The 19,423-nt window shown below is 67.0% G+C and carries 21 protein-coding genes; 10 read left to right on the forward strand and 11 right to left on the reverse strand.

Going from position 1 to position 19,423, the window contains the following annotated elements; all coding sequences use genetic code 11:
* Positions 1-22 precede the first annotated feature (22 nt).
* A complete protein-coding gene (locus OC159_RS13125; RefSeq protein WP_265501629.1) occupies positions 23-964 on the reverse strand; it encodes a D-ribose ABC transporter substrate-binding protein in 942 nt (313 codons plus the stop codon).
* 106 nt (positions 965-1,070) lie between these two features.
* A complete protein-coding gene (locus OC159_RS13130; RefSeq protein WP_265501630.1) occupies positions 1,071-1,901 on the reverse strand; it encodes a phosphogluconate dehydrogenase C-terminal domain-containing protein in 831 nt (276 codons plus the stop codon).
* A gap of 83 nt (positions 1,902-1,984) precedes the next feature.
* Here OC159_RS13130 and OC159_RS13135 point away from each other — a divergent pair, with 83 nt between their 5' ends.
* Together OC159_RS13135 and oiaX are read left to right on the forward strand one after the other, a co-directional pair.
* Positions 1,985-3,355, forward strand: coding sequence for a four-carbon acid sugar kinase family protein (locus OC159_RS13135; protein ID WP_265501631.1), 1,371 nt, complete (start codon positions 1,985-1,987; stop codon positions 3,353-3,355).
* Positions 3,352-4,656: a 3-oxo-isoapionate-4-phosphate decarboxylase OiaX gene (oiaX, locus tag OC159_RS13140; protein ID WP_265501632.1), complete on the forward strand. Its 1,305-nt coding sequence runs from the start codon at positions 3,352-3,354 to the stop codon at positions 4,654-4,656. Before OC159_RS13135 ends, oiaX begins: the two co-directional genes overlap by 4 nt.
* On the opposite strand, the gene OC159_RS13145 is transcribed toward oiaX, so the two are convergent.
* Positions 4,610-5,695 (reverse strand): catalase family protein, encoded by a 1,086-nt coding sequence (locus OC159_RS13145; protein WP_265501633.1) that lies wholly within the window; start codon positions 5,693-5,695, stop codon positions 4,610-4,612. The two genes, oiaX and OC159_RS13145, sit on opposite strands and share 47 nt — an antisense overlap.
* Before the next feature lie 181 nt (positions 5,696-5,876).
* On the opposite strand from OC159_RS13145, the gene OC159_RS13150 reads away from it, so the two are divergent.
* Together OC159_RS13150 and OC159_RS13155 are read left to right on the forward strand one after the other, a co-directional pair.
* Positions 5,877-7,040 (forward strand): cytochrome b/b6 domain-containing protein, encoded by a 1,164-nt coding sequence (locus OC159_RS13150; RefSeq protein ID WP_322626730.1) that lies wholly within the window; start codon positions 5,877-5,879, stop codon positions 7,038-7,040.
* Positions 7,041-7,135: 95 nt separating this feature from the next.
* On the forward strand, positions 7,136-7,711 hold the full coding sequence (locus tag OC159_RS13155) for a YceI family protein (protein WP_265501634.1): 576 nt from the start codon (positions 7,136-7,138) through the stop codon (positions 7,709-7,711).
* A 75-nt stretch (positions 7,712-7,786) separates the two neighbouring features.
* On the opposite strand, the gene OC159_RS13160 is transcribed toward OC159_RS13155, so the two are convergent.
* The 7 genes from OC159_RS13160 to OC159_RS13190 all read right to left on the reverse strand — a co-directional run bounded on the left by OC159_RS13160 (position 7,787) and on the right by OC159_RS13190 (position 14,453).
* A complete protein-coding gene (locus OC159_RS13160) occupies positions 7,787-8,794 on the reverse strand; it encodes a YeiH family protein (protein WP_265501635.1) in 1,008 nt (335 codons plus the stop codon).
* A 79-nt stretch (positions 8,795-8,873) separates the two neighbouring features.
* Complete coding sequence (gene dctP, locus OC159_RS13165; protein ID WP_265501636.1) at positions 8,874-9,929, reverse strand: TRAP transporter substrate-binding protein DctP; 1,056 nt, start codon at positions 9,927-9,929, stop codon at positions 8,874-8,876.
* Between the two features lie 20 nt (positions 9,930-9,949).
* Positions 9,950-11,239, reverse strand: a complete 1,290-nt coding sequence (locus tag OC159_RS13170) for a TRAP transporter large permease (RefSeq protein WP_265501637.1) — start codon at positions 11,237-11,239, stop codon at positions 9,950-9,952.
* Positions 11,239-11,832, reverse strand: coding sequence for a TRAP transporter small permease (locus OC159_RS13175; RefSeq protein WP_265501650.1), 594 nt, complete (start codon positions 11,830-11,832; stop codon positions 11,239-11,241). The genes OC159_RS13170 and OC159_RS13175 overlap by 1 nt, the downstream gene beginning before the upstream one ends.
* Before the next feature lie 67 nt (positions 11,833-11,899).
* Positions 11,900-12,409: a flavin reductase family protein gene (locus tag OC159_RS13180; protein ID WP_265501638.1), complete on the reverse strand. Its 510-nt coding sequence runs from the start codon at positions 12,407-12,409 to the stop codon at positions 11,900-11,902.
* Positions 12,406-13,296, reverse strand: a complete 891-nt coding sequence (locus tag OC159_RS13185) for an aldo/keto reductase (RefSeq protein ID WP_265501639.1) — start codon at positions 13,294-13,296, stop codon at positions 12,406-12,408. Before OC159_RS13185 ends, OC159_RS13180 begins: the two co-directional genes overlap by 4 nt.
* A 2-nt stretch (positions 13,297-13,298) precedes the next feature.
* On the reverse strand, positions 13,299-14,453 hold the full coding sequence (locus OC159_RS13190; protein ID WP_265501640.1) for an LLM class flavin-dependent oxidoreductase: 1,155 nt from the start codon (positions 14,451-14,453) through the stop codon (positions 13,299-13,301).
* Between the two features lie 117 nt (positions 14,454-14,570).
* On the opposite strand from OC159_RS13190, the gene OC159_RS13195 reads away from it, so the two are divergent.
* The 3 genes from OC159_RS13195 (at position 14,571) to OC159_RS13205 (ending at position 17,686) form a co-directional block, all read left to right on the forward strand.
* Positions 14,571-15,272: a GntR family transcriptional regulator gene (locus tag OC159_RS13195; RefSeq protein ID WP_265501641.1), complete on the forward strand. Its 702-nt coding sequence runs from the start codon at positions 14,571-14,573 to the stop codon at positions 15,270-15,272.
* Positions 15,273-15,282: 10 nt separating this feature from the next.
* Positions 15,283-16,419 carry a Gfo/Idh/MocA family protein gene (locus OC159_RS13200; protein WP_265501642.1) on the forward strand — a complete coding sequence of 379 codons (1,137 nt, stop codon included), beginning with the start codon at positions 15,283-15,285 and terminating at the stop codon, positions 16,417-16,419.
* A 373-nt stretch (positions 16,420-16,792) separates the two neighbouring features.
* The gene (locus OC159_RS13205; RefSeq protein ID WP_265501643.1) at positions 16,793-17,686 is read left to right on the forward strand and encodes a DMT family transporter; all 894 of its coding nucleotides are present in this window, start codon (positions 16,793-16,795) and stop codon (positions 17,684-17,686) included.
* Here the strand turns inward: OC159_RS13205 and OC159_RS13210 are convergent, their stop codons facing one another.
* Entirely contained in the window at positions 17,687-18,016 is a 330-nt protein-coding gene (locus OC159_RS13210) for a DUF3140 domain-containing protein (RefSeq protein WP_265501644.1), read from the reverse strand.
* A gap of 132 nt (positions 18,017-18,148) precedes the next feature.
* On the opposite strand from OC159_RS13210, the gene OC159_RS13215 reads away from it, so the two are divergent.
* From OC159_RS13215 to OC159_RS13225, 3 genes are all read left to right on the forward strand, one after another.
* The gene (locus tag OC159_RS13215) at positions 18,149-18,526 is read left to right on the forward strand and encodes a hypothetical protein (protein WP_265501645.1); all 378 of its coding nucleotides are present in this window, start codon (positions 18,149-18,151) and stop codon (positions 18,524-18,526) included.
* An 82-nt stretch (positions 18,527-18,608) separates the two neighbouring features.
* Positions 18,609-18,962: a hypothetical protein gene (locus OC159_RS13220; protein ID WP_265501646.1), complete on the forward strand. Its 354-nt coding sequence runs from the start codon at positions 18,609-18,611 to the stop codon at positions 18,960-18,962.
* A gap of 24 nt (positions 18,963-18,986) precedes the next feature.
* Positions 18,987-19,316, forward strand: a complete 330-nt coding sequence (locus tag OC159_RS13225; protein ID WP_265501647.1) for a hypothetical protein — start codon at positions 18,987-18,989, stop codon at positions 19,314-19,316.
* The last annotated feature ends 107 nt before the right edge of the window (positions 19,317-19,423 follow it).

Consider the following 19,423-nt stretch of genomic DNA (forward strand, 5'->3'; position numbering starts at 1 on the left):
CGGCGCACCGGGTCCTTGGGCGTCATTCGCTCAGCGCGAAGGTTTCCAGCTGCTCGGCGTTGTCGCCGTTGATCAGCACGCAGTCCATCAGCTGCTTTTCCTCGACCCCGGTCGAGCCGGTCTTGAGGTACTGGTCGGCCTGTTCGACCGCCAGCTGCGCCTGCCGATATGCGGGCTGCAGCACGGTGGCCTTGATGCCGCCCGCCTTGATGGAGTCGCGCACGTCGTTCGAGCCGTCGAAGCCCACCACCATCACGTCGGTCCGGCCCGCGGCCTCCAGCGCGGCCCAGGCACCCATCGCCATGGTGTCGTTGCCCGAGATCACGCCCTTGATGTCGGGATGGGCCTGCAGCATCGTCTCCATCACCGTATAGGCCTCGGTCTGGGACCAGTTGGCGGTCTGCTGGGCGACCATCTCCATGTCGGGATACTGGTCGATGATGTCGTGATAGCCCGAGGACCGGATGCCCGCGTTGGTGTCCGCCTCGCGGCCCAGAAGCTCGGCATACTGGCCCTCTTCGCCCATCAGCTTGACGAACTCCTCGGCGCCCAGCTGCGCGCCCTGATAGTTGTTCGACACGATCTGGCTGACGGCGATGCCGGACTCCTTGATCTCGCGGTCGATCAGGAATGACGGGATGCCCGCATCCTTGGCACGCTGGACGGCGGCGACGGTGGCGTCGGCGCCGGCATTGTCCAGGATGATGGCCGCTGCGCCGCGCGCGATGGCGGTGCCGAACAGCTCCGACTGCTTGTTGGGGTCGTCGTCATGCACCATCACGACCGTCTCGTAGCCCAACTCCTTGGCGCGCGCTTCGGCGCCCACGGCCTCGGCCTTGAAGAACGGGTTGTCGTGGCTGGGGGTGATGATGGCGATCAGCCCCTCGGCGGATGCGAACCCTGGCATGGCAATAGCCAGGGACAGTCCGAAGGCCGAGATCATCAGCCGGCGGTTCAGTTTCATGTTTTCCCTCCCTTGGTCAGCGGGCTGCTGAGCCCCTTGACGTTCCTCGACGGTGGCTGTGAATGACCTTCATGTCAACAGGTATGATGAGGTGACGTTCCAGCCGTCAGGTGATCCGCTCGATGCTGGCGGCGATCTCGTCCCATTCGAAGACACGCTTCCAGTCGTCGCGCATCAGCATCGGCTTGCCAAACTCGATGGCCTTGTTGCAGGCATCGGAAAACGCCCCCTCCCGCTCTTCGAACAGCACTGCGCCCAGGATGTTCATGTGGCCCAGCAGGAAGTCACGAGCGCATTCATGGCTGACGCCGCTGCGGCGCACGGTTTCGTCCAGCGCCTCGCGCATCACCGACAGAAGCGAGGCGCAGACGGTCTCCGACAGTCCCGGCTCCAGCATCGCCATCTGCTTCACCGTGACTTCATAGCTGCGGGTGACGGGGGCATAGATTGCGCGGGCGACCCGGTCGCCAAGCTGATAATGTTCGCGCGGACCCTGCATCAGCGCATTGACCACGCCCTGCTTCGCCGCAACGCCGCCGAAATGGTCGGCGCGGCCTTCGGGCGTGTCTTCATCATTGAAGATCGGCGGGTGGCAGGGGTGGGTCACGAAGTAGGTGACATCGTCGCGTTCCGGCAGATGGCCCGCGAAGGGCGCCGCCGCGTCCAGCACCACGACCATGGTGCCGGGCGCAAGCGTCGGCACCACCGCTGCGGCGACTTTCCCGATCACGGTGTCGGGGACGGCGAGAATGACAACTTCGGCACCCTCGAGCGCCGCGTTCTGGTCGATGCATTCGACGCCTAGCTCGTCACGCAGGCGGGCGCGGCCGGCCTCCCCGACCTCGACATGCGCCACGTCGAAATCGGTCTTCGCCAGGTTGGTCGCCAGACGCACACCCATCTTGCCGCCTGCCCCAAGCAGAGCCACCTTGGTCATCTTTTCGTTTCCTAATCCGGACTTGATACTGGTATGATGAGATGATAAATAAAGTCACATGTCAAGCGGAACGGAGGAGCCGGATGTCAGAGCCTTGGGTCGCCTGGCTGGGGGATGATTTTACCGGATCGGCCGCCGTGATGGAGGTGCTGCAGTTCGCGGGCCTGCCCGCGGTGCTGTTCACCGACCTGCCATCGCCTGTTCTGCTGCAGCGGTTCGCGGGCGTGCGCGGGATTGGCATTGCCACGACGGCACGCACGCTGGACCCTGTCGGGATGGCGGCGACGCTGCCGGATCTGTTTCGGTTCCTGCAGGGATTGAACCCGGCGCTGCTCCATTACAAAATCTGTTCGACCTTCGATTCCGCGCCCGGGATGGGCTCGATCGGCAAGGCGATCGAGGTCGGGCTGACGGTGCGCCCCGCCGATGCGGTGCCGCTGCTGACTGCCGCGCCGGCGATGCGGCGGTACCAGGCCTTCGGGCACCTTTTCGCGGGCGCGCCGGGCGGCGTCTTCCGGCTGGACCGCCATCCGGTGATGGCCCATCACCCCGTCACCCCCATGGCCGAGGCCGACCTGCTGGCCCACCTGTCGGCGCAGACATCGCTGCCCGGAGCCCTGATCGACCTCGAGGCCTTGGCCGCCGATCCGCAGGCGCGGCTGCGGCAGGTCGTGGCGGGCGGCGCGCGCATCCTGTCGATCGACTGCATGGACGCGGCCAGCGAGGCCGCTGCCGGTCGGCTCCTCTGGCTGAACCGCCAGCGGATGGGTCTGGTCGCCGGCAGCCAGGGGATCGAATACGCTCTGATTCGACACTGGCAGGACATCGGTCTGATCCCTGCGCCGCAGCCCGCTGGTTCGGCGGGAGCCGTGGCGCAGATCGCGGCGGTCTCGGGATCGGTCTCACCGGTGACCGCTTCGCAGCTGGACTGGGCGGGGCGGAACGGCTTCGACCTGCTGCCCTTTGATGCCCGTGCCGCCTGCGGAAGCGACGCCGACCTTGCGACCGAGGTTGGTCGCGTTGCACGTGGGGCTTTGGCGACTGCCGCGCGGGGCGCCAGCCCGCTGGTTCATTCGGCCGCGGGAACGGCCGGGCCGCAGGTCGCGGCCTTTCGCGATGCTCTTGCCGCAAGCGGCATGACCCCGACCTCGGCCAACCAGCGCATCGGCGAGGGGCTGGGCCGCGTCCTGGACGCGGTGCTGCGCGGGTCGGGCATCCGCCGTGCGGTCATCTCGGGCGGCGATACGTCGGGCCATGCGATGCGGCAACTGGGCCTGTCGGCGCTGGTCGCAAAGGCGCCCACCATTCCGGGGGCGGCGCTCTGCGAGGGCCATGGCGACGGCACCCACGACGGGCTGGAGATCGCGCTGAAGGGCGGGCAGATGGGATCCGAGGATTATTTCGGTTGGATCCGCGACGGCGGCGGCCCGCGCCGCGAAAGGGCCGCGGCATGAGCGTCTCGATGATCCGCGTCACCTACCTGATTGAAACCCCCGGCGACCCCGAGGCCATGGCCGCCAAGATCGCCGCCGACCAGTCCACGGGCACGTTCACTGAACTGCCCGGCGAAACCGAGGCCGTGCGCGCCCGCCACGCCGCCCGCGTCGAAAGCGTCGAGGCGCTTGAACCCGCACGGCAGCCAGCACTGCCCCAACCCGACCAGACAGGGCCGTTCCGACGGGCGCGGGTGGTGGTCGCCTATCCGCTGGAATCGATCGGCGTCGACCTGGCGGCGGTCATGACCGTCACCCTGGGCGGCGTCTTCGCGGCGCGCGGCATCAGCGGCATCCGCATCCTGGATATTGCCCTGCCGCCCGAGTTCGCCAGCTATCCCGGCCCGCAGTTCGGCATCGAGGGGTCCCGCACACTGACTGGCGTGGCGCAGGGGCCGATCATCGCGTCGATCATCAAGCCCTCTCTTGGCCTGACCCCGGCAGAGACGGCCGCCGTCGTGCAGACGCTCTGCGACGCCGGCGTCGACTTCATCAAGGATGACGAGAAGATGATGGGCCCCGCCTATGCGCCGCTGCAGGCGCGGGTGGACGCGATCATGCCGGTCATCGAACGCCATGCCGACCGGACGGGCAAGCGGGTGATGTATGCCTTCGGCATCTCGGCCGCGGACCCGGACGTGATGATGCGAAACCATGACCACGTTCTGGGGGCCGGCGGCAACGCGGCGGTCATCAACATCAACTCGATCGGGATCGGCGGGATGGCCTTCCTGCGCAAGCGGTCGGGCCTCTGCCTGCACGCGCATCGCAACGGCTGGGACATCCTGACCCGACATCCGGGTCTCGGTTGGGACTTTCGCCCGTATCAGAAAATCTGGCGGCTGCTGGGGGTCGACCAGTTCCAGATCAACGGCATCGGCGCGAAATACTGGGAAGGCGACGACAGCTTCGTGCAATCCTTCGCCGATGTGACGACGCCCATCTTCTCGGACCGGGACCGGGCGCTGCCGGTGGTCTGTTCGGGACAATGGGGCGGCCAGGCGTTCGAGACCTGGCGCCGGACGGGGCAAACGCTTGACCTGATGTACCTGGGCGGCGGCGGAATCCACGGCCATCCGGGCGGCGCGGCCGCAGGCGTGCGGTCCATCCGCGCAGCCTGGCGGGCCGCCAGCGAGGGCCTGAGCGCGGCAGAAACCGCCGCAGAGAACGCTGATTTCGCCGCAGCCTCGGCGAAGTGGGGCAACGCGGGCGAGGCTACGGCAGCTTCGCCATCTTCGGGTCGTGGATCGGGCAGCCGTTGAAGCGTTCGCGAAACTGGGCCGAATGGCGATAGGTCTGGCGACGGGCACGGTTGACCGACCCCAGCGGCCTGTGCGCCTCGATGCCGATCCAGGGACCGAACCGCATGCCGTCATCAACGGCGCTGGCGCGATCCCTTGACCATGTCGGCTGCGCGGCGGCCCCGACGGTGGCGACGGTCACGAACGGGGCCTCGACCTCGTCCCAGACGACGGACGGATCCTCGATTGGCTGCCGGTCGAGGTCCAGGCACAGCTGGACCCGCAGTTCCCAGAGCGCCTCGCCCGCCCGCATCGCTTTGGTGATCTCTTCCCGGATGGCGTCGGGACGACCGCTCGTGTCGATCTCGGCCCCCGTCAGTGCCGTCAGCCGGGGCGAGACAGGGACCAGTTGCAGCTTGGCGACGTGATCCCCGAACCTGTAGGGCGTCTGGGTGTAATAGGTCTCTCCCAACGGGTGCACGTTCGGGGCGCCGCCAAGCGTCTCCAGCGTCGGGCTGGGACCGACCGTGGCCTTCAGCCCCTTTTCGGCGCCGCGCAGAACCGCAGACAGGGCCTTCTTCGCCCATTCCGCCCGATCCGTGGTTTTCGCCAAAAGCTTCAGGCTGCCCAGAAACGTCTTGGCATCGGGCGCCGAGAATGCCGGCCCGTTCACCATCACGAAATCCTGCGAACTGTCGCCCTCGGACCCCTCCAGCCGCGGCCCCTCGACGTTCAGCACCTTGAGCGCCAGCCCCCGCGGGACGGACACGCTGTCATCCAGCAGGTCGCCCGGGTTGGTCGACAGGCGCATGATCGCGTCGTGCCGACCGGGCCGCGCAAAGATGCCCTGCGCGAATTCCGGTGGAAGGTCCGGGGGCACGGTCACGGTGGCTTCGAGCAACCCGTGGCTTTTGGCGTGGACCGAGCGATAGGCGTGCCCTTCGTCCTCGGCCACGGTGGACAGGATCTGGTCCAGCGTGCGGTTGAGGTCGTCTATGGTCTCGGCCTCGTCTTCGGCCAGGTGTTCGAGATCGGGCGAGTATCTGACGGGACGGTCCATGGGGGCCTCGGGCTTTCAGGGTGGCGGAATGGCTGTGGCGTCGTCACCAACGCAGAGGGGCGCCTGCGGTTGCAGGCCGCGCAGCCTTCGCGGGGATGCACAGCACCTGTGCGCCCCGCGCAATCCACATGGGCGGCGCTTTACGCTAGATCGGCCGAAACGCAACCGGGGCCGAGGCATCATGTACCAGAACACAACCCACAGCTATGGCCGCGTCGCGCGGATGTTCCACTGGCTGACAGGCCTGATCATTCTGGCCAACATAGGCCTCGGCCTTCTGGCCAGCCGCATGCCGATGGAGCAGGTGGAGCTGAAGGTGCAATTGTTTTCCTGGCACAAGACGCTGGGGATCGCGGCGCTGTCGGTGGCAAGCCTCCGTATCCTGTGGGCGCTGACCCAGCCCCGGCCTGTTCCCGTGCATCCCGACCGGAGGGTCGAAACGCTGGCGGCCGAGACGGTCCACTGGCTGCTCTATGCCTCGCTGGTGCTGGTCCCGCTGACCGGCTGGATCGAACATGCCGCGACCGAGGGCTATGCGCCGATCCTCTGGCCGCTTGGGCAGGGCCTGCCGTTGGTGCCGAAGTCGCCCGCGCTGGCGCTGACCATGGCGGGCGTCCACCACGTCTCCGCCTGGCTGCTGATCGCGTCGATCGCGCTGCATGTCGCGGGCGCGCTGAAGCATGCGGTCATCGACCGCGACGGCGTGCTGTCGCGGATGCTGCACGGCAGCCGGGTGGGCGGCAGCAAGGCGGGTTCGCACCGGATGGCGGCCATGGCGGCCGCGGGCGTGCTGGTCGCCGGCGCCGCCTATGCGCTGACCACCCGGACGCCAGAGGCTGAAGTCGCCGCACCGCTCGAGGCGGCTGCCTCTGAATGGCAGGTCACCGAGGGCAGCCTGGGCTTCACCGCGCGGCAGATGGGCAGCGAGGTGCAGGGCGGCTTTTCGGACTGGACGGCCGCGATCAGCTTCGACCCCGACACGGGGCAGGGCCAGGTGCAGGTGCGGATCAACATGGACAGCGTCACCGTCGGGACCGTCACGGACCAGGCCAAGGGCGCGGACTTCTTCGGCGTCGCGGCGCATCCGGTCGCCGTCTTCGACGCCACAATTCGGCCGGAAGGTGACGGCTATGTTGCCCAAGGCCCGCTGTCGCTGAAGGGCCAGCAGACCCCCGTGACGCTGACTTTCGACCTGCGGATCCAGGACGGCGTCGCGCAGATGCAGGGCACTGCCGTGCTGGACCGCCGCGACTGGCAGGTGGGCCAGGGCTACGACGACGAATCGACGGTCGGCTTTGGGGTCGACCTGAACATTGCCCTGACCGCCACCCGCCCGCAAACGTGATTGTGCGCAGACTGACACCCGATGTTCGCGCATCGCCAATTGCCCGCACGCCATCTTGCCGTGATGGTGCGCCTGCAACCGATGGAGAACCTTACATGTTCAAGACCACTGTCCTGACCGCCGCCTTTGCCCTGACCGCCGGTGCGGCGCTGGCCGAACCGCAGGTCTATACCTTCGACACGTCGCACAGCCAGATCGTGTTCGATTACAGCCATCTGGGCTTCTCGACCACGACGGGCATGTTCAGCGGCATCGAAGGCACGATCAGCTTCGACCCCGAAGACCCGGCCAATTCCTCGGTCGAGGCGACCTTCCCGGTCGCGTCGCTGATGACCGGCGACAAGGGCCGTGACGAACACTTTCTGTCGGCCGATTTCTTCGGCAGCGAAGCCGCCGCCCCCGAGGTGACCTTCACATCGACCTCGATCGAGGTGACTGGCGACGATACCGCGCTGATCACGGGCGATCTGACCCTGAACGGCGTCACGAAAGAGGTCGTGCTGGACACGGTCCTGAACCAGCAGGGCGAACACCCGATGGAAAAAAAGCCGTGGTTGGGCTTCGACGCCACTGCGACGCTGCTGCGCAGCGACTATAACCTGGGCATGTTCGCCCCGGCCGTGTCGGACGAAGTCGAAGTCGCCATTTCGGTCGAGGCGATGGGCCAGTAGGCTTGAACGCCTGAACGGCCCCTGCCCGCGACCACGTCGTCACGGGCAGGGGCAAGAGGGTCGCGGCACGCAGCCTCAGACGATTCTCAACAGGATCGGCAGCAGCACCAGGCTTGCCAGCAGAACCGTTTGACCGACCAGCATCAGGATCGCCGCCGGTCCGACATCCGCCAGCCGCGCCAGCGACGTCTTCATGCCGACCGCGGCGACCGCCGCAACCAGCACGGCGCGTGACAGGGCCGAGGCCGCATCGGTCACCGGCGCGGGCACCAGATGCAGCGAATTGGCCACCGCCAGCAGCAGGAAGGCCAGCACGAAGCCCGGCAGCAACGGCGGACGCTGCCCGCTTGCAGGGTTGCGGCGCCGCAGGGCCAGCGCGGCGATCAGTACCACGGGCGCCAGCATGGTCACGCGGATCAGCTTGACGACGGTTGCGATGTCGCCACTTTCCTCGGACACGGAATAGCCTGCGCCCACGACCTGCGCGACGTCGTGGATGGTACCGCCCAGGAACAGCCCGCTGTGGTGGGCGTCCAGCCCCAGCATCGCTGTCAGCGCAGGGTAAAGGATCATTGCCACCGTCGACAGCGCCGTCACCGTGATCACGGTGAACGACAGGTCGCGTTCAGTCGTGTCGCGCGGCGGCAGGACGGAGGCGATTGCCATTGCCGCCGACGCCCCGCAGATCGCCACCGATCCCCCGGTCAGCAGTCCGAATGCCCTGTCCCGCCCCAGCCGCCGCGCCAGCGCCACCGACACCAGGATGACAGCCGCGATGGACAGCGCGATCAGCGCCACGAAGGGCCAGCCGATCCGCGCCACCATATCCATCGACACGCGCAGACCCAGCAGCGCCACGCCGATGCGCAGAAGACCGCGGGCGGCGAAGTCGATGCCCGGACCGGCGCGGCCGTCCTCGGCCAGGAAATGCAGCGGCATGCCCAGCAGGATCGCCATCAGCATGACCGGCACGCCGTAGTGGCTCGACAGGAACTGCGCGGCCATCGCCACCGTCACGCTCAGCGTGACGCCGGGTGCAAGCAGGCGGGCGCGGTTGATCAGCTGGGCAGAGGGCAGACGCATCAAGATTTTCCGGGCAGATGCAGATGCGAGAGGGGCCGGAAGGCCCCTCTGCGGTCGCGGTGGCTCAGTCTGGGATCTGTCACTGGGTGTCGCGAGCGCGTTCCTCGGCCAGCTCTGCCTCGGCCTGTTCGACCGTCTCGCGGAAGGTCGCAAGAATCTCTTCTCCACCGTCCACATTGGCGGCGAACCAGTCATATACCGGGGCTGCCGCCTCGGCGAACGCGGCCTTTTCCTCGGGCGTGGGCACATATAGGTCGCCACCGCCTTCCACGAACTCCTCATACGCAGCGATGGACTTGCGCTTGGGCGAGGCGAACGTTGCCTGCTGCAGTTGCGCGAAACCATCGACGACAACCCGGCGCATGTCCTCGGGGAGGGACATGAAGCTCTCGTTCGACATCCACCACATGGCGCCCATATAGGCGTGGTTGTCCAGCGTCAGGTACTGCAGCCCGGCTTCGGGAAACCGCATCGACATGATGTCGGTGATGCCGTTCGCGGTGCCCTCGACCACGCTGGTCTGCAGCGAGGTGAAAAGTTCAGGCCAGGGGATCGGCGTCGGCGAGGCGCCGAGCGCGCGCACCAGTTCCTGCGGCAGGTCGGCCACGACGGTGCGCATCTTCAGCCCCTCGAGGTCGGCGGGGGTCTGGATGCGGCGTTCGGTGTTGGCGAAGTTGCGCCAGCCACCCGTGTTGCCGATGGTCATCAGCCGCAGCATTCCGCCCGAATCCTCCAGCGCCATGTCGCGCAAGGTGCGGGGAAAGTCGCCGGTCAGGACGCGTTCCGCCACGCGGTCATCGGCCATGATGTAGGGCAGGTCCAGAACCTGGACATAAGGGAACAGCCCCGCCGCCCCATCCGAGGTCGAGATGTAGACGTCGATCGAACCGTCGGCCACGCCTTGCAGGCACTCGGCCCCATTCGAGCAGAGCTGCGTGCCCATGTAGATATCCACGGCGATGAGGCCGTTCGAGGCGGCCTCGACATAGGACTTGAAGACCTGCAGACCGTCGTAGTCCTCGTCGTTCTCGTTCGAATTGGCGACGGCGCGCAGCGTGTATTCCGCATCCTGCGCCAGAACCGGCGTTGCGGTCAGCGCCAGCGCGGCCATCAGTGTCAGGCTTGTCTTCAGCATGTTTCTCCTCCCTCAGGATATCAGTCCGCAAAGCCGGTCAGGCGCGGGATGGTCATGGAAATGGCCGGGACATAGGTGATCAGGAAGATCACCGCGATCTCTACGGCCAGGAACGGCAGGATGGCGCGGGCGATGGTCATCACCTTCTCGCCCGAGACGGCGGACGCCACGAAGAGGACCAGCCCCATGGGCGGCGTCGCCAGCCCCACCGTCAGGTTGACGCACATGATGATGGCGAAATGCACGCTGTCGACGCCCATGCCGGTGAAGACCGGCGCCAGGATCGGCGCCAGGATGATGATGGCAGGGCCGGCGTCCAGGAACATGCCGACGACGAACAGCAGCAGGTTGATCAGGAACAGCAGGAGCAGCGGGTCGGCCGTCAGCGTCAGGATCCAGTCGGCCATCATCTGCGGCGTCTGCGACAGCGACACGACGGTCTTGAACGACATCGCCGCACCGACCAGCAGCAGGACCACCGCCGATGTCAGCCCGGCCCGCCCCAGCACGTCCGGCAGCTCGCCCCAGGTCATCGTCCGCAGCACGAAGAGCGAGATGACCAGCGCATAGACGACGGACACCGCCGCAGCCTCGGTCGGCGTGAAGACGCCGCCCAGGATGCCGCCCAGGATGATCACCGGCGTCATCAGCGGAAAGAACGCCTTCAGGCTGGCCCGACCGCGGTCCGGCCAGCTGTAGCGGGCCGAGGCGACGGGGAAGTCGTACTTGTTGGCCATCAACTTGATCACCAGCATCAGGCCAAGCCCGACCAGCACCCCCGGCACCAGACCGGCCAAAAACAGTGCCGCGACGCTTTCGCCCATGACATAGGCATAGATGATCATGATGCCCGACGGCGGGATGATCGGCCCGATGACGGAACTGGCGGCGGTGATGGCGGCGGCGAAGCGGCGGGAATAGCCCTGTTTCTCCATCGCCGGGATCAGCATCGACCCGAGCGCGCTGGTATCGGCCACCGCCGACCCCGACAGACCCGCGAACAGCATCGAGGACAGCACGTTCACATGCGCCAGTCCGCCGCGGAAGTGGCCCATCAGCGCCTGCGCAAACTCGACCAGTCGCGTGGTGATGCCGCCGCGGTTCATCACCTCCCCGGCCAGCATGAAGAAGGGAATGGCCATCAGAGGAAAGCTGTCCATCCCGTTGTAGAGGTTGCGATAAAGCAGCGTCAGGTCACGTTCCTGGCCGTTCAGCCACAGAAGGATGCCCGGGGCGGCCAGCATCCCGAAGAAGACCGGCAGGCCGACTAGCAGGAAGACGAGGAACAGCGGCAGGAACCAGATCAGCATCAATCGACCCCCCGGATGCCCGTATCCATCCCGTCACCCATCGGGATGGGCGGCAGATCGCGTACGCCCGCCAGTTGAGCCACGATGCGCAGCAGCAGTTCCAGATTGACCATGATCAGCAGCACCAGCCCCGCGGGGAGAGAGGCCATCATCCACGACCGCGGCACGCGGTGCCACTCTGTCAGGTCCCAGCTGATCGGCACGAACAGCGAGGCACTGGCGAAGCGGCCGCCGAGGCCCGTGACCTCGCGCCAGCCGATCTGCAACGCCACGACCAGCACCAGCAGCGACAGCGACAGCAGCGCCAGATTCAGAAGCCGCGCCACCGTCGCCGGAAGCATCGCGGGCAGGAAGTCGATGGCGACGAACCCGCCCCGGCGGAAGGCGGTGGGGGCCATCAGCCCGGTCATCCACAGCATGCAGAAGCGTGCGGCCTCGTCCGGCCAGGCCAGCGCGCCGTTCAGGACATAGCGGAAGACGACCTGCACGATCGTCACCACGACCATGATCGCGATCGCGAAGATGCCCACGGCACGGCCCGCCTTCAGCGCCCGTTCGTTGATCCACGACAGCGGCCGGACCACGCCCCCCATGTGCCTCATTCAAACCCCTCCCAAGGTTCCTGCGGCGCCGCCCGCTCCTCCGAAGACGGCATGCCGGTCAGTTGATGGCCAGCGTCGCCACCCTGCCTCCAAAGAAGGCCAACGGGTCGCCGTCGCTGATCGTCGCCCGCAGCACCCGGCCGACGACGATGACATGATCGCCTGCCTCGTGCATGGCGTGCTGGCGGCAGTCGAAGCGCGCCAGGCAGCGACGCAGCACCGGCACGCCTTCCTCGTTCACGTCGTGGTCGCGTGCCATGACCGCGCCGCGGTCGCGGGCCACGGCCCAGGCCAGCTCGGCCTGATCGGCGGCCAGGACGTGGATCGCAAAATGCTCGGCCTGCGCGAAGGCGGGATAGCGGGCGCTGTGCACGGCCGGCGACCACAGCACCAGCGGCGGGTCCATGGACACGGAGGAAAAGCTGTTGGCCGTAATCGACACGCAGCCGTCCGGACTGGCGGCCGTCACCACGGTCACGCCCGTCGCGAAGCGTCCGAAGGCATCGCGCAGCAGCCGCCCGTTCTGCGGGTCGGGCACGAAACTGCGGACCTTGTCGCTTCGGGTCATGGCACCTCCTGGCCCGTGGCGGCTTCGTAAAGCTGGAACCACTGGACGCGCGACAGATCTACGGTCCGGGCGTCCGCGATCTTTGCGATGCGTGCAAGAGAATTCGTGCCCAGCACGGGCAGGATCGTGGCCGGGTGGCGCAGCAGGAAGGCCACGGCGACGGCGGATCGGTCCACGCCCCATTCGCTGGCCATTCGGTCCATGCGCTTGCCCAGTTCGCCATGGTCGGTCATCAGCCGCCCGCCGCCAAGGGGCGACCAGGCCATCACCGGTTCGCGGCGGCGCTGGTGGAAGGCCAGGTCGCCATTGGTAAAGGGCGCCACCGCCGCCAGCGAGATCTCGATCTGGTTCGTCGCCAGCCGCGTCGTCATGCGCGACTGCAGAAGCTCGACGTCCCAAGGGCGGAAGTTCGACACGCCGACCGCGCGCACCTTCCCCTCGGCCACCAGCGCGTCCAGCGCGGCGCCGGTTTCATCAGCGTCCATCAGCGGGTCGGGACGGTGGATCAGCAAGAGGTCGATCCGGTCGGTCGCCATGTCGCGCAGCGAGTTGTCAACCGACGCGCGGATATGTCCCGCAGACGTGTCATAGTGCTTGCAGGGCGCGTCAGAATATTTGCCGATCGGCGCGACGATGTCGCATTTCGTGATGATCTCGACCCGGTCGCGCAGGCCGGGCGACTGGCGCAGCGCGGCACCGAGGATCGCCTCGGCCGTATAGTCGCCATAGATGTCGGCCTGGTCCATCGTGGTGATGCCCTGGTCGAGGCAGGCCTCGATCTTGGCCTGCACGTGGGCGGGGCTGGTGTCGGCATCGTCGCCGATCCGCCACATCCCATAGACGAGGCGCGACAGCGACAGATCGTCGGTCAGGTTCACACGGTCCATCGTCAGCGCCTCTCGCCAGTGCCCAAGGGCGTTGCGGGGGTCGTGTCGGGCACCCTGCCCCACACTCGGTTCAGCTGGCAGGTCTTCATCTGCGGCAGGACGCGGCTGCCGAAATGCTCGGCCTCGTCGATATGGGGATAGCCGGAAAGGATGAAGGCGCGGATGCCCATCTTCTGCAACTCCTCCAGCTTGGACAGGACCTGGTCGGTCGAACCCACAATGGCTGCCCCGCAGCCCGAGCGTGCGCGCCCGACCCCGGTCCAGAGGTTTGGTTCGATGTAACCCTCAAGGTCCGCCAACTCTCGATTGCGGGCCTGCCGGCTGACGCCGAGAGATCCTGCGTCCAGCGCCCGTTCGCGGATCAGGCGGCCCTGCTCGTCGTCCAGCTGGCTGACAAGCTCGCGGGCATATTCCCTGGCCTCGGCCTCGGTGTCGCGAACGATGACATGGGCGCGGAAACCGTAGTCCAGCGTCCGGCCATGCCTTTCAGCCGCGGCATGGGCCGCTTTCATCCGATCGGCGATGTCTTCGGACTGTTCGGGCCACATCAGGTACACATCGCAGTGCTGCCCGCAGAGGTCCAGCGCATCCGGCGAATAACCCCCGAAATAGAGCATCGGGCCGTTCGCCTGGTAGGGCCGCGCCGGGTCCGTCGTCACGTCGCTGAAGTCGTAGACCTGCCCGTGATAGTCGATCCTGTCCTGCGTCCAGGCCTGCTTGAGGATCTCGACCACCTCGCGACTGCGCTGATAGCGGAAGGGGCTGGGTTCCTTCTGGCCGGGAAAGTCGCTGCTGATGATGTTGACCGTCAGCCGCCCCTCCAGCATGTGGTCCAGCGTGGCGATGGTGCGAGCCAGCATGATCGGCTGCATCTCTCCGCAGCGGACGGCCGCGAGCAAGTTGATCCGGTCGGTGATCGGCGCGCAGCCCGCGACGAAGGAAAGCGTATCCTGCCCCACCTGGTAGGATGACGGGCACAGGATGTTCCCAAAGCCCTGGTCCTCGGCCGTCTTCACAATGTCGCTGCAATGCTTCCACGACGACCGCAGATCGCCGTCGGGTACGCCCAGGTGGTGGAAGTCGTCCGAGCAGAGGGCCGAGAACCAGGCCACCTCGACACGGTCCAGATCGGCCGAGGTTACGGGTACGACGGTCATGGTCTCCTCCTTTGCGTCGGCAGCGGAATTTTCCTTTTGTTAGACCTGTCCTTGATGTAGATCAATGGTGCATCAATTTTTTTCGGAGGCTGCGTGCCAAGCGCGGAATCATCGGCGATGCAGCGGTCCGACGCGCTGCCGATCCATCTGCAGATCAGCGAGATGATGATTCGCGACATCGCCGCGGGCCGCCTGGTCGACGGCCAGAAGCTGCCACCCGAGCGCCAGATGGCCGAGGCGCATGGCACCACCGTCCGCACCCTGCGCAAGGCGCTGGCCGAACTGGAACAGCAGGGGCTGCTGGATCGCCGGCAAGGGTCGGGCAACTATATCCGCGCCGGCGGGACGGCCGGGTCGGTCTATTCCATGTTCCGGCTGGAACATGCGCAGGGGGGCGGCGGGCTGCCCAACGCGCGCATCCTGTCGGTGGATTACCTGCCAAAGGACGCCCGCCAGCCGGCCTATGGCACGTCGGACCAAGGGACACGGTTCCGCCGCCTGCGGTTCCTGGACGACGTGCCGATCGCGGTCGAGGAGATCTGGCTGGACGGAGGCGCGGGCCGCATTCCGCGCGACCTGGTTCAGGATTCGCTCTACCTGACCTACAAGCGGGCCCTGAAGCTCTGGATCACGCGAGCTGAGGATCGCGTGGGCCTTGGCGCCGCTCCCGACTGGTCGCCTGACGCCTTTCCGCTGAAGCCCGGCGCCACCACCGCCTATATAGAGCGCCTGTCCTGGAGCCAGGCGGTCGCCGCGGTCGAGTTTTCACGCACTTGGTTCGATACCGAAAGGGCGCTCTATGTGCAGCGCCTCATCTGAGGAGAGATTCATGACGACCGACACGCTCTGCCAGGCGCGCAGCCGCACGATCACCTATGGCGTGATCGGCTGCGGAATGATGGGCCAGGAACACCTGCGCAACATCGCGCTGCTGCCCGGCACGGCGATCGGCCCGATCTTCGAACCCGATGCCGGCATGCGCGCCCGCGCCGCCTGCCTCGCGCCCGGTGCGCGCTTCGTGAACAGCGTCGAGGAGCTGCTGGCGGACGAGGATCTGGACTGCCTGCTGATCGCCAGCCCGAACTTCCGGCATGTGGAACAACTGCAGGCCATCGCCGCCCGTCGCCCGCTGCCGGTGCTGGTGGAGAAGCCGCTGTTCACGCACGCGTCCGACATCGCGGCGGTGGATGCCTTTGCCGCCAGCTATCCGGCGCCGGTCTGGGTGGCGATGGAGTATCGCTACATGCCCCCGGTCGCGCGGATGCTGCAGATGGCCGAGGCCGCGACCGGCGGCATCCGCATGCTGACGATCAGAGAGCACCGCTTTCCGTTCCTGAAGAAGGTCGGCGACTGGAACCGCTTCAACCGCTTCACCGGCGGAACCTTCGTAGAAAAGTGCTGCCATTTCTTCGACCTGATGCGGCTGGCCATCGGCTCCGACCCGGTGCGGATCATGGCGATGGGCGGCCAGGCGCTGAACCACCTGGACGAGGCGCATGGGGACGAGGTACCGGACATCTTCGACCACGGCTATGTCGCCGTCGAGTTCGCAAGCGGCGTCCGCGCCATGCTGGAGCTGTGCATGTTCGCCGAGGGCGCCCGCTTCCAGGAGGAGATCACCGCCATCGGCCCGAAGGGCAAGATCGAGGCGCTGGTCCCCGGCCCCACCCGCTTTTGGCCACGCGAATTGGGCGCGCCGCCGGTGGCGCAGGTCGTCGTGTCGCCCCGGCACCCGAAGGGCCCGCAGGTCCACGAGATTCCGGTCGACCCGACGCTGCTGGATGCTGGCGACCACAACGGTTCGACCTTCTACCAGCACCTGCGGTTCCTGGAACTGGTGCGCGGTCAGCGTGACGCGCCGGAAGTGACGGTCGGAGACGGCAAGTGGGCGGTCAGGATGGGACTGGCGGCGCAGCAATCGATGACGCAGCGGCGCATGGTCGAGCTGCAGGACGTGCCCGCGTGAGGCGCGTTCGCGGCCGCTGACGGGATCACCCCCGCGGCTTTCTTCAAGTTCGATGGTGCTGAGCGTGAGGCGGCGGCGCGGGCCACGAGGTCTTGATGACGGCAGGACGATGGTCGCGTCACCTTCGGATTCGCCTGCAATCTTCGCAGCACCCGCGTGCGGGGTGCCGCCGCGCCTGCCACGGGGGGACAACGCACGAGTTCCACCCTCGACTACTTCAAATTGTCCCCGAAGTGGCTCGGCAGTTTCCGGCTTGGGCCACTTCGCCATCGCAGCCCTTGGCAGCAGTTGCATGGCGTGCAAAGGAAGCGGGACGAGTGTTTCTGCCGGACCCGACATGCCCCCTGCTGCATCGCCCCTGAAGGGCATCTTCATGAAATGCACCAGCGTGGCAGTCTTCACGGTGATGGCCGCGCTGATCAAGGCCACCTCGGAAACGGTGCCGCCGGGGCAGCAGGTGTTCTTCCGATCGTTCTTTGCCCTGCCCGTGATCCTGATCTGGCTGGCCTGGCGCCGAGAACTGGGCGGCGGGCTGCGGACCCGGCAGCCCCTGGGGCACCTGTGGCGCGGGATTCTGGGAACCGCCGCCATGGTCCTAAATTTCTGGGCACTTTCGCTGCTGACCTTCCCCGAGGTGACCGCCATCGGCTATGCCTCGCCGCTTCTGGTCGTGGTTCTTGCAGGGCTCTTTCTGGGCGAGGACGTGCGCGCCTTCCGGCTTGGCATGGTCGGCCTTGGGCTGACGGGGGTGCTGATCGTGCTGTCGCCCCAGCTTCTGGGAACCCAGGCTGCGGGACCGATGCGCGGCTGGGGTGCGGCCATCGCGCTTGGGGGCGCGTTCTGCGCGGCGCTGGCGCAGATCTTCGTGCGCAAGCTGGTGCAGGGCGAGCAGGTGGCGGCGATCGTGTTCTGGTTCTCGGTCACGTCATCGGTCATCGGGATGGCAAGCCTGCCCTGGGGCTGGACGATGCTCGACGCGCGCACGGGCGTGATGCTGATCATGGCCGGTCTGTTGGGCGGATTCGCGCAGATCCTGCTGACGGCATCCTATCGGCATGCCGATGCGTCCATCATCGCGCCCTTCGACTATGTCTCGATGCTGCTGGCGGTGATCATCGGCTGGTGGATATTCGGGGAACGCCTGACCCTGCCCGCCCTTCTGGGCGCGCTACTGGTCATCACGGCGGGCATCCTGATCATCTGGCGTGAACACAGGCTTGGCCTGGAACGCAACCGGCAACGCCGCGCGGGCATCCCGCCGGCCTGATCACTCGAGCGGGTCGTGGCCCCAGTTCATCAGGGAATATCGCCACTTGCTGTGTTCCTTGTCGTCCTGCGGGCCGCCCTGCGCCTTGTGCCGCTTGATATAGCCGACCACCTTGGCCATGTGCGACCAGTCGTCGTCGTCAAGGTCCGCCTTCTTCTTGTCCTTGATCGCCAGGATGTGCTGCCCTGACTTGTGGCCGGTGCTCTCACCCTCTCCGTGCGTGTCGCCGACGGCCTTGCTGTTGTCTGTGTCCAGCCACTTGCGCAGCTCTGACGGGGCCATGTTCACAAGGTCCTGCCATTCGCTCCAGATTTCGTCGTGGGATTTCATGCGCGCCTCCTTTGGCACCGAACCCTTCGGGGGTCCCTCGGTTCCTCGGTGAACTTTTTTGGGAATAAGCCGCGCAACCGCCCGTTGACCCCGCAGTGAACCATCACGGCGAACCAAAACAGGAGCGACACCGTGGACATTCCAGAAAGCCACCTCTCGATCACCGAAGTCCGCATCGCCTCGCCCGCGGGGACGCTGCCCGCGCGCATCATCCGGCCCGGTACCCTGTCCGGCCTGCCGCCGCTTGTCGTCCTGCACGGCATCTCGCGGAACGCGGCGGAGCTGGTGCGGCTGCTGCGCGCCGAGGCGCGTGCGTCGGGTCGCATCGTCGTCGTCCCGCATTTCTCGGAACAGCGCTGGCCACATTTTCAGCGGCCCTCGGGCGCGGTGCGTCCCGACCAGGCGCTGCTGGCGCTTCTCCAGCACCTGCGGGGGCTGCAGCCGGGACGGGTCGACCTCTTCGGTCATTCGGGCGGGGCGCAACTGGCGCACCGTTTCGCGATGCTCTAGCCGCAGCGCATCGCGCGGCTGAATTTGGCCGCGGCCGGCTGGTATTGCCTGCCCGACGCGTCGATGTCCTATCCCTACGGCCTTGCCGCGGCCGGGGGGCGCTACGCCGACCTGTGGGTGCGCCGCCGCCACAGCGCGCTGCCGGCCTTCCTGCGCATTCCCGTGCGCCTGTTCGTCGGAACCAACGACACGCCGCGACGCCAGCCTGCGCAAGACGCCAGAGCTGGACGCCGTCCAGGGCCGCACCCGGATCGAGCGCGCCACCCGCTATGCGGCCAGTTTCCGCACCGCCGCACTGGCGCGCGGCATCGTCACCGACATCGCGCTGACGCGGCTGCCGGGCGTGTCCCACGACGTCGCGCAGGCCCTGACCACGGGCGGGCTTGCCCGCACGCTCTGCGTCGAACCGCTTCTGCCGCTGGCCCGCGCCAGCTGATCCCCCATCCTGAAGGAGAATGTCATGACCACGAACGCCCCCACCGCCCTTGCCGGCGCCAAATGGACCTTCGCAACCCGCCGCGTCGACACCTCGGTCGTCGCCGGGCTGGACACCGCCTTCGACAAGGCGCGGGCGGGCGACCTGATCCTTGCGCAGGTCGAGCGGCTAGGCCAGCACCGCCGGGTCCAGTTGACCAGCGGCCGCCCGTCGCTGATCTATTCGGGCGACATGATCGTACTGGCTTGCGGCGCGCGCTATGCCCCCGACCGGTTCGAGGGCGAAGCGAAAATCGACGCCTCTAGTGCCGACCTTCTGGCCGGCGGCGGATGCATCGGCCTAGCAGGACGCTGAATTAGTCCCCGATCAGGAACGGCGTTTCTTGGGGTTTCCGGAAGAGGCGCTGGATACCGTGGGTCACCGGCCTGGGACCGGCGGCCGGTTCCCTCCCGCGGGTCTCA

The organism is Paracoccus beibuensis (assembly GCF_026162625.1).
In the GTDB taxonomy this organism is placed as follows: Bacteria; Pseudomonadota; Alphaproteobacteria; order Rhodobacterales; family Rhodobacteraceae; genus Paracoccus; species Paracoccus beibuensis.

Coding starts and splice junctions, on each gene's coding strand:
- OC159_RS13125 (WP_265501629.1), bottom strand. CDS start 964: ATGAAACTGAACCGCCGGCTGATGATCTCGGCCTTCGGACTGTCCCTG.
- OC159_RS13130 (WP_265501630.1), bottom strand. CDS start 1,901: ATGACCAAGGTGGCTCTGCTTGGGGCAGGCGGCAAGATGGGTGTGCGT.
- OC159_RS13135 (WP_265501631.1), top strand. CDS start 1,985: ATGTCAGAGCCTTGGGTCGCCTGGCTGGGGGATGATTTTACCGGATCG.
- oiaX (WP_265501632.1), top strand. CDS start 3,352: ATGAGCGTCTCGATGATCCGCGTCACCTACCTGATTGAAACCCCCGGC.
- OC159_RS13145 (WP_265501633.1), bottom strand. CDS start 5,695: ATGGACCGTCCCGTCAGATACTCGCCCGATCTCGAACACCTGGCCGAA.
- OC159_RS13150 (WP_322626730.1), top strand. CDS start 5,877: ATGTACCAGAACACAACCCACAGCTATGGCCGCGTCGCGCGGATGTTC.
- OC159_RS13155 (WP_265501634.1), top strand. CDS start 7,136: ATGTTCAAGACCACTGTCCTGACCGCCGCCTTTGCCCTGACCGCCGGT.
- OC159_RS13160 (WP_265501635.1), bottom strand. CDS start 8,794: ATGCGTCTGCCCTCTGCCCAGCTGATCAACCGCGCCCGCCTGCTTGCA.
- dctP (WP_265501636.1), bottom strand. CDS start 9,929: ATGCTGAAGACAAGCCTGACACTGATGGCCGCGCTGGCGCTGACCGCA.
- OC159_RS13170 (WP_265501637.1), bottom strand. CDS start 11,239: ATGCTGATCTGGTTCCTGCCGCTGTTCCTCGTCTTCCTGCTAGTCGGC.
- OC159_RS13175 (WP_265501650.1), bottom strand. CDS start 11,832: ATGGGGGGCGTGGTCCGGCCGCTGTCGTGGATCAACGAACGGGCGCTG.
- OC159_RS13180 (WP_265501638.1), bottom strand. CDS start 12,409: ATGACCCGAAGCGACAAGGTCCGCAGTTTCGTGCCCGACCCGCAGAAC.
- OC159_RS13185 (WP_265501639.1), bottom strand. CDS start 13,296: ATGGACCGTGTGAACCTGACCGACGATCTGTCGCTGTCGCGCCTCGTC.
- OC159_RS13190 (WP_265501640.1), bottom strand. CDS start 14,453: ATGACCGTCGTACCCGTAACCTCGGCCGATCTGGACCGTGTCGAGGTG.
- OC159_RS13195 (WP_265501641.1), top strand. CDS start 14,571: ATGCAGCGGTCCGACGCGCTGCCGATCCATCTGCAGATCAGCGAGATG.
- OC159_RS13200 (WP_265501642.1), top strand. CDS start 15,283: ATGACGACCGACACGCTCTGCCAGGCGCGCAGCCGCACGATCACCTAT.
- OC159_RS13205 (WP_265501643.1), top strand. CDS start 16,793: ATGAAATGCACCAGCGTGGCAGTCTTCACGGTGATGGCCGCGCTGATC.
- OC159_RS13210 (WP_265501644.1), bottom strand. CDS start 18,016: ATGAAATCCCACGACGAAATCTGGAGCGAATGGCAGGACCTTGTGAAC.
- OC159_RS13225 (WP_265501647.1), top strand. CDS start 18,987: ATGACCACGAACGCCCCCACCGCCCTTGCCGGCGCCAAATGGACCTTC.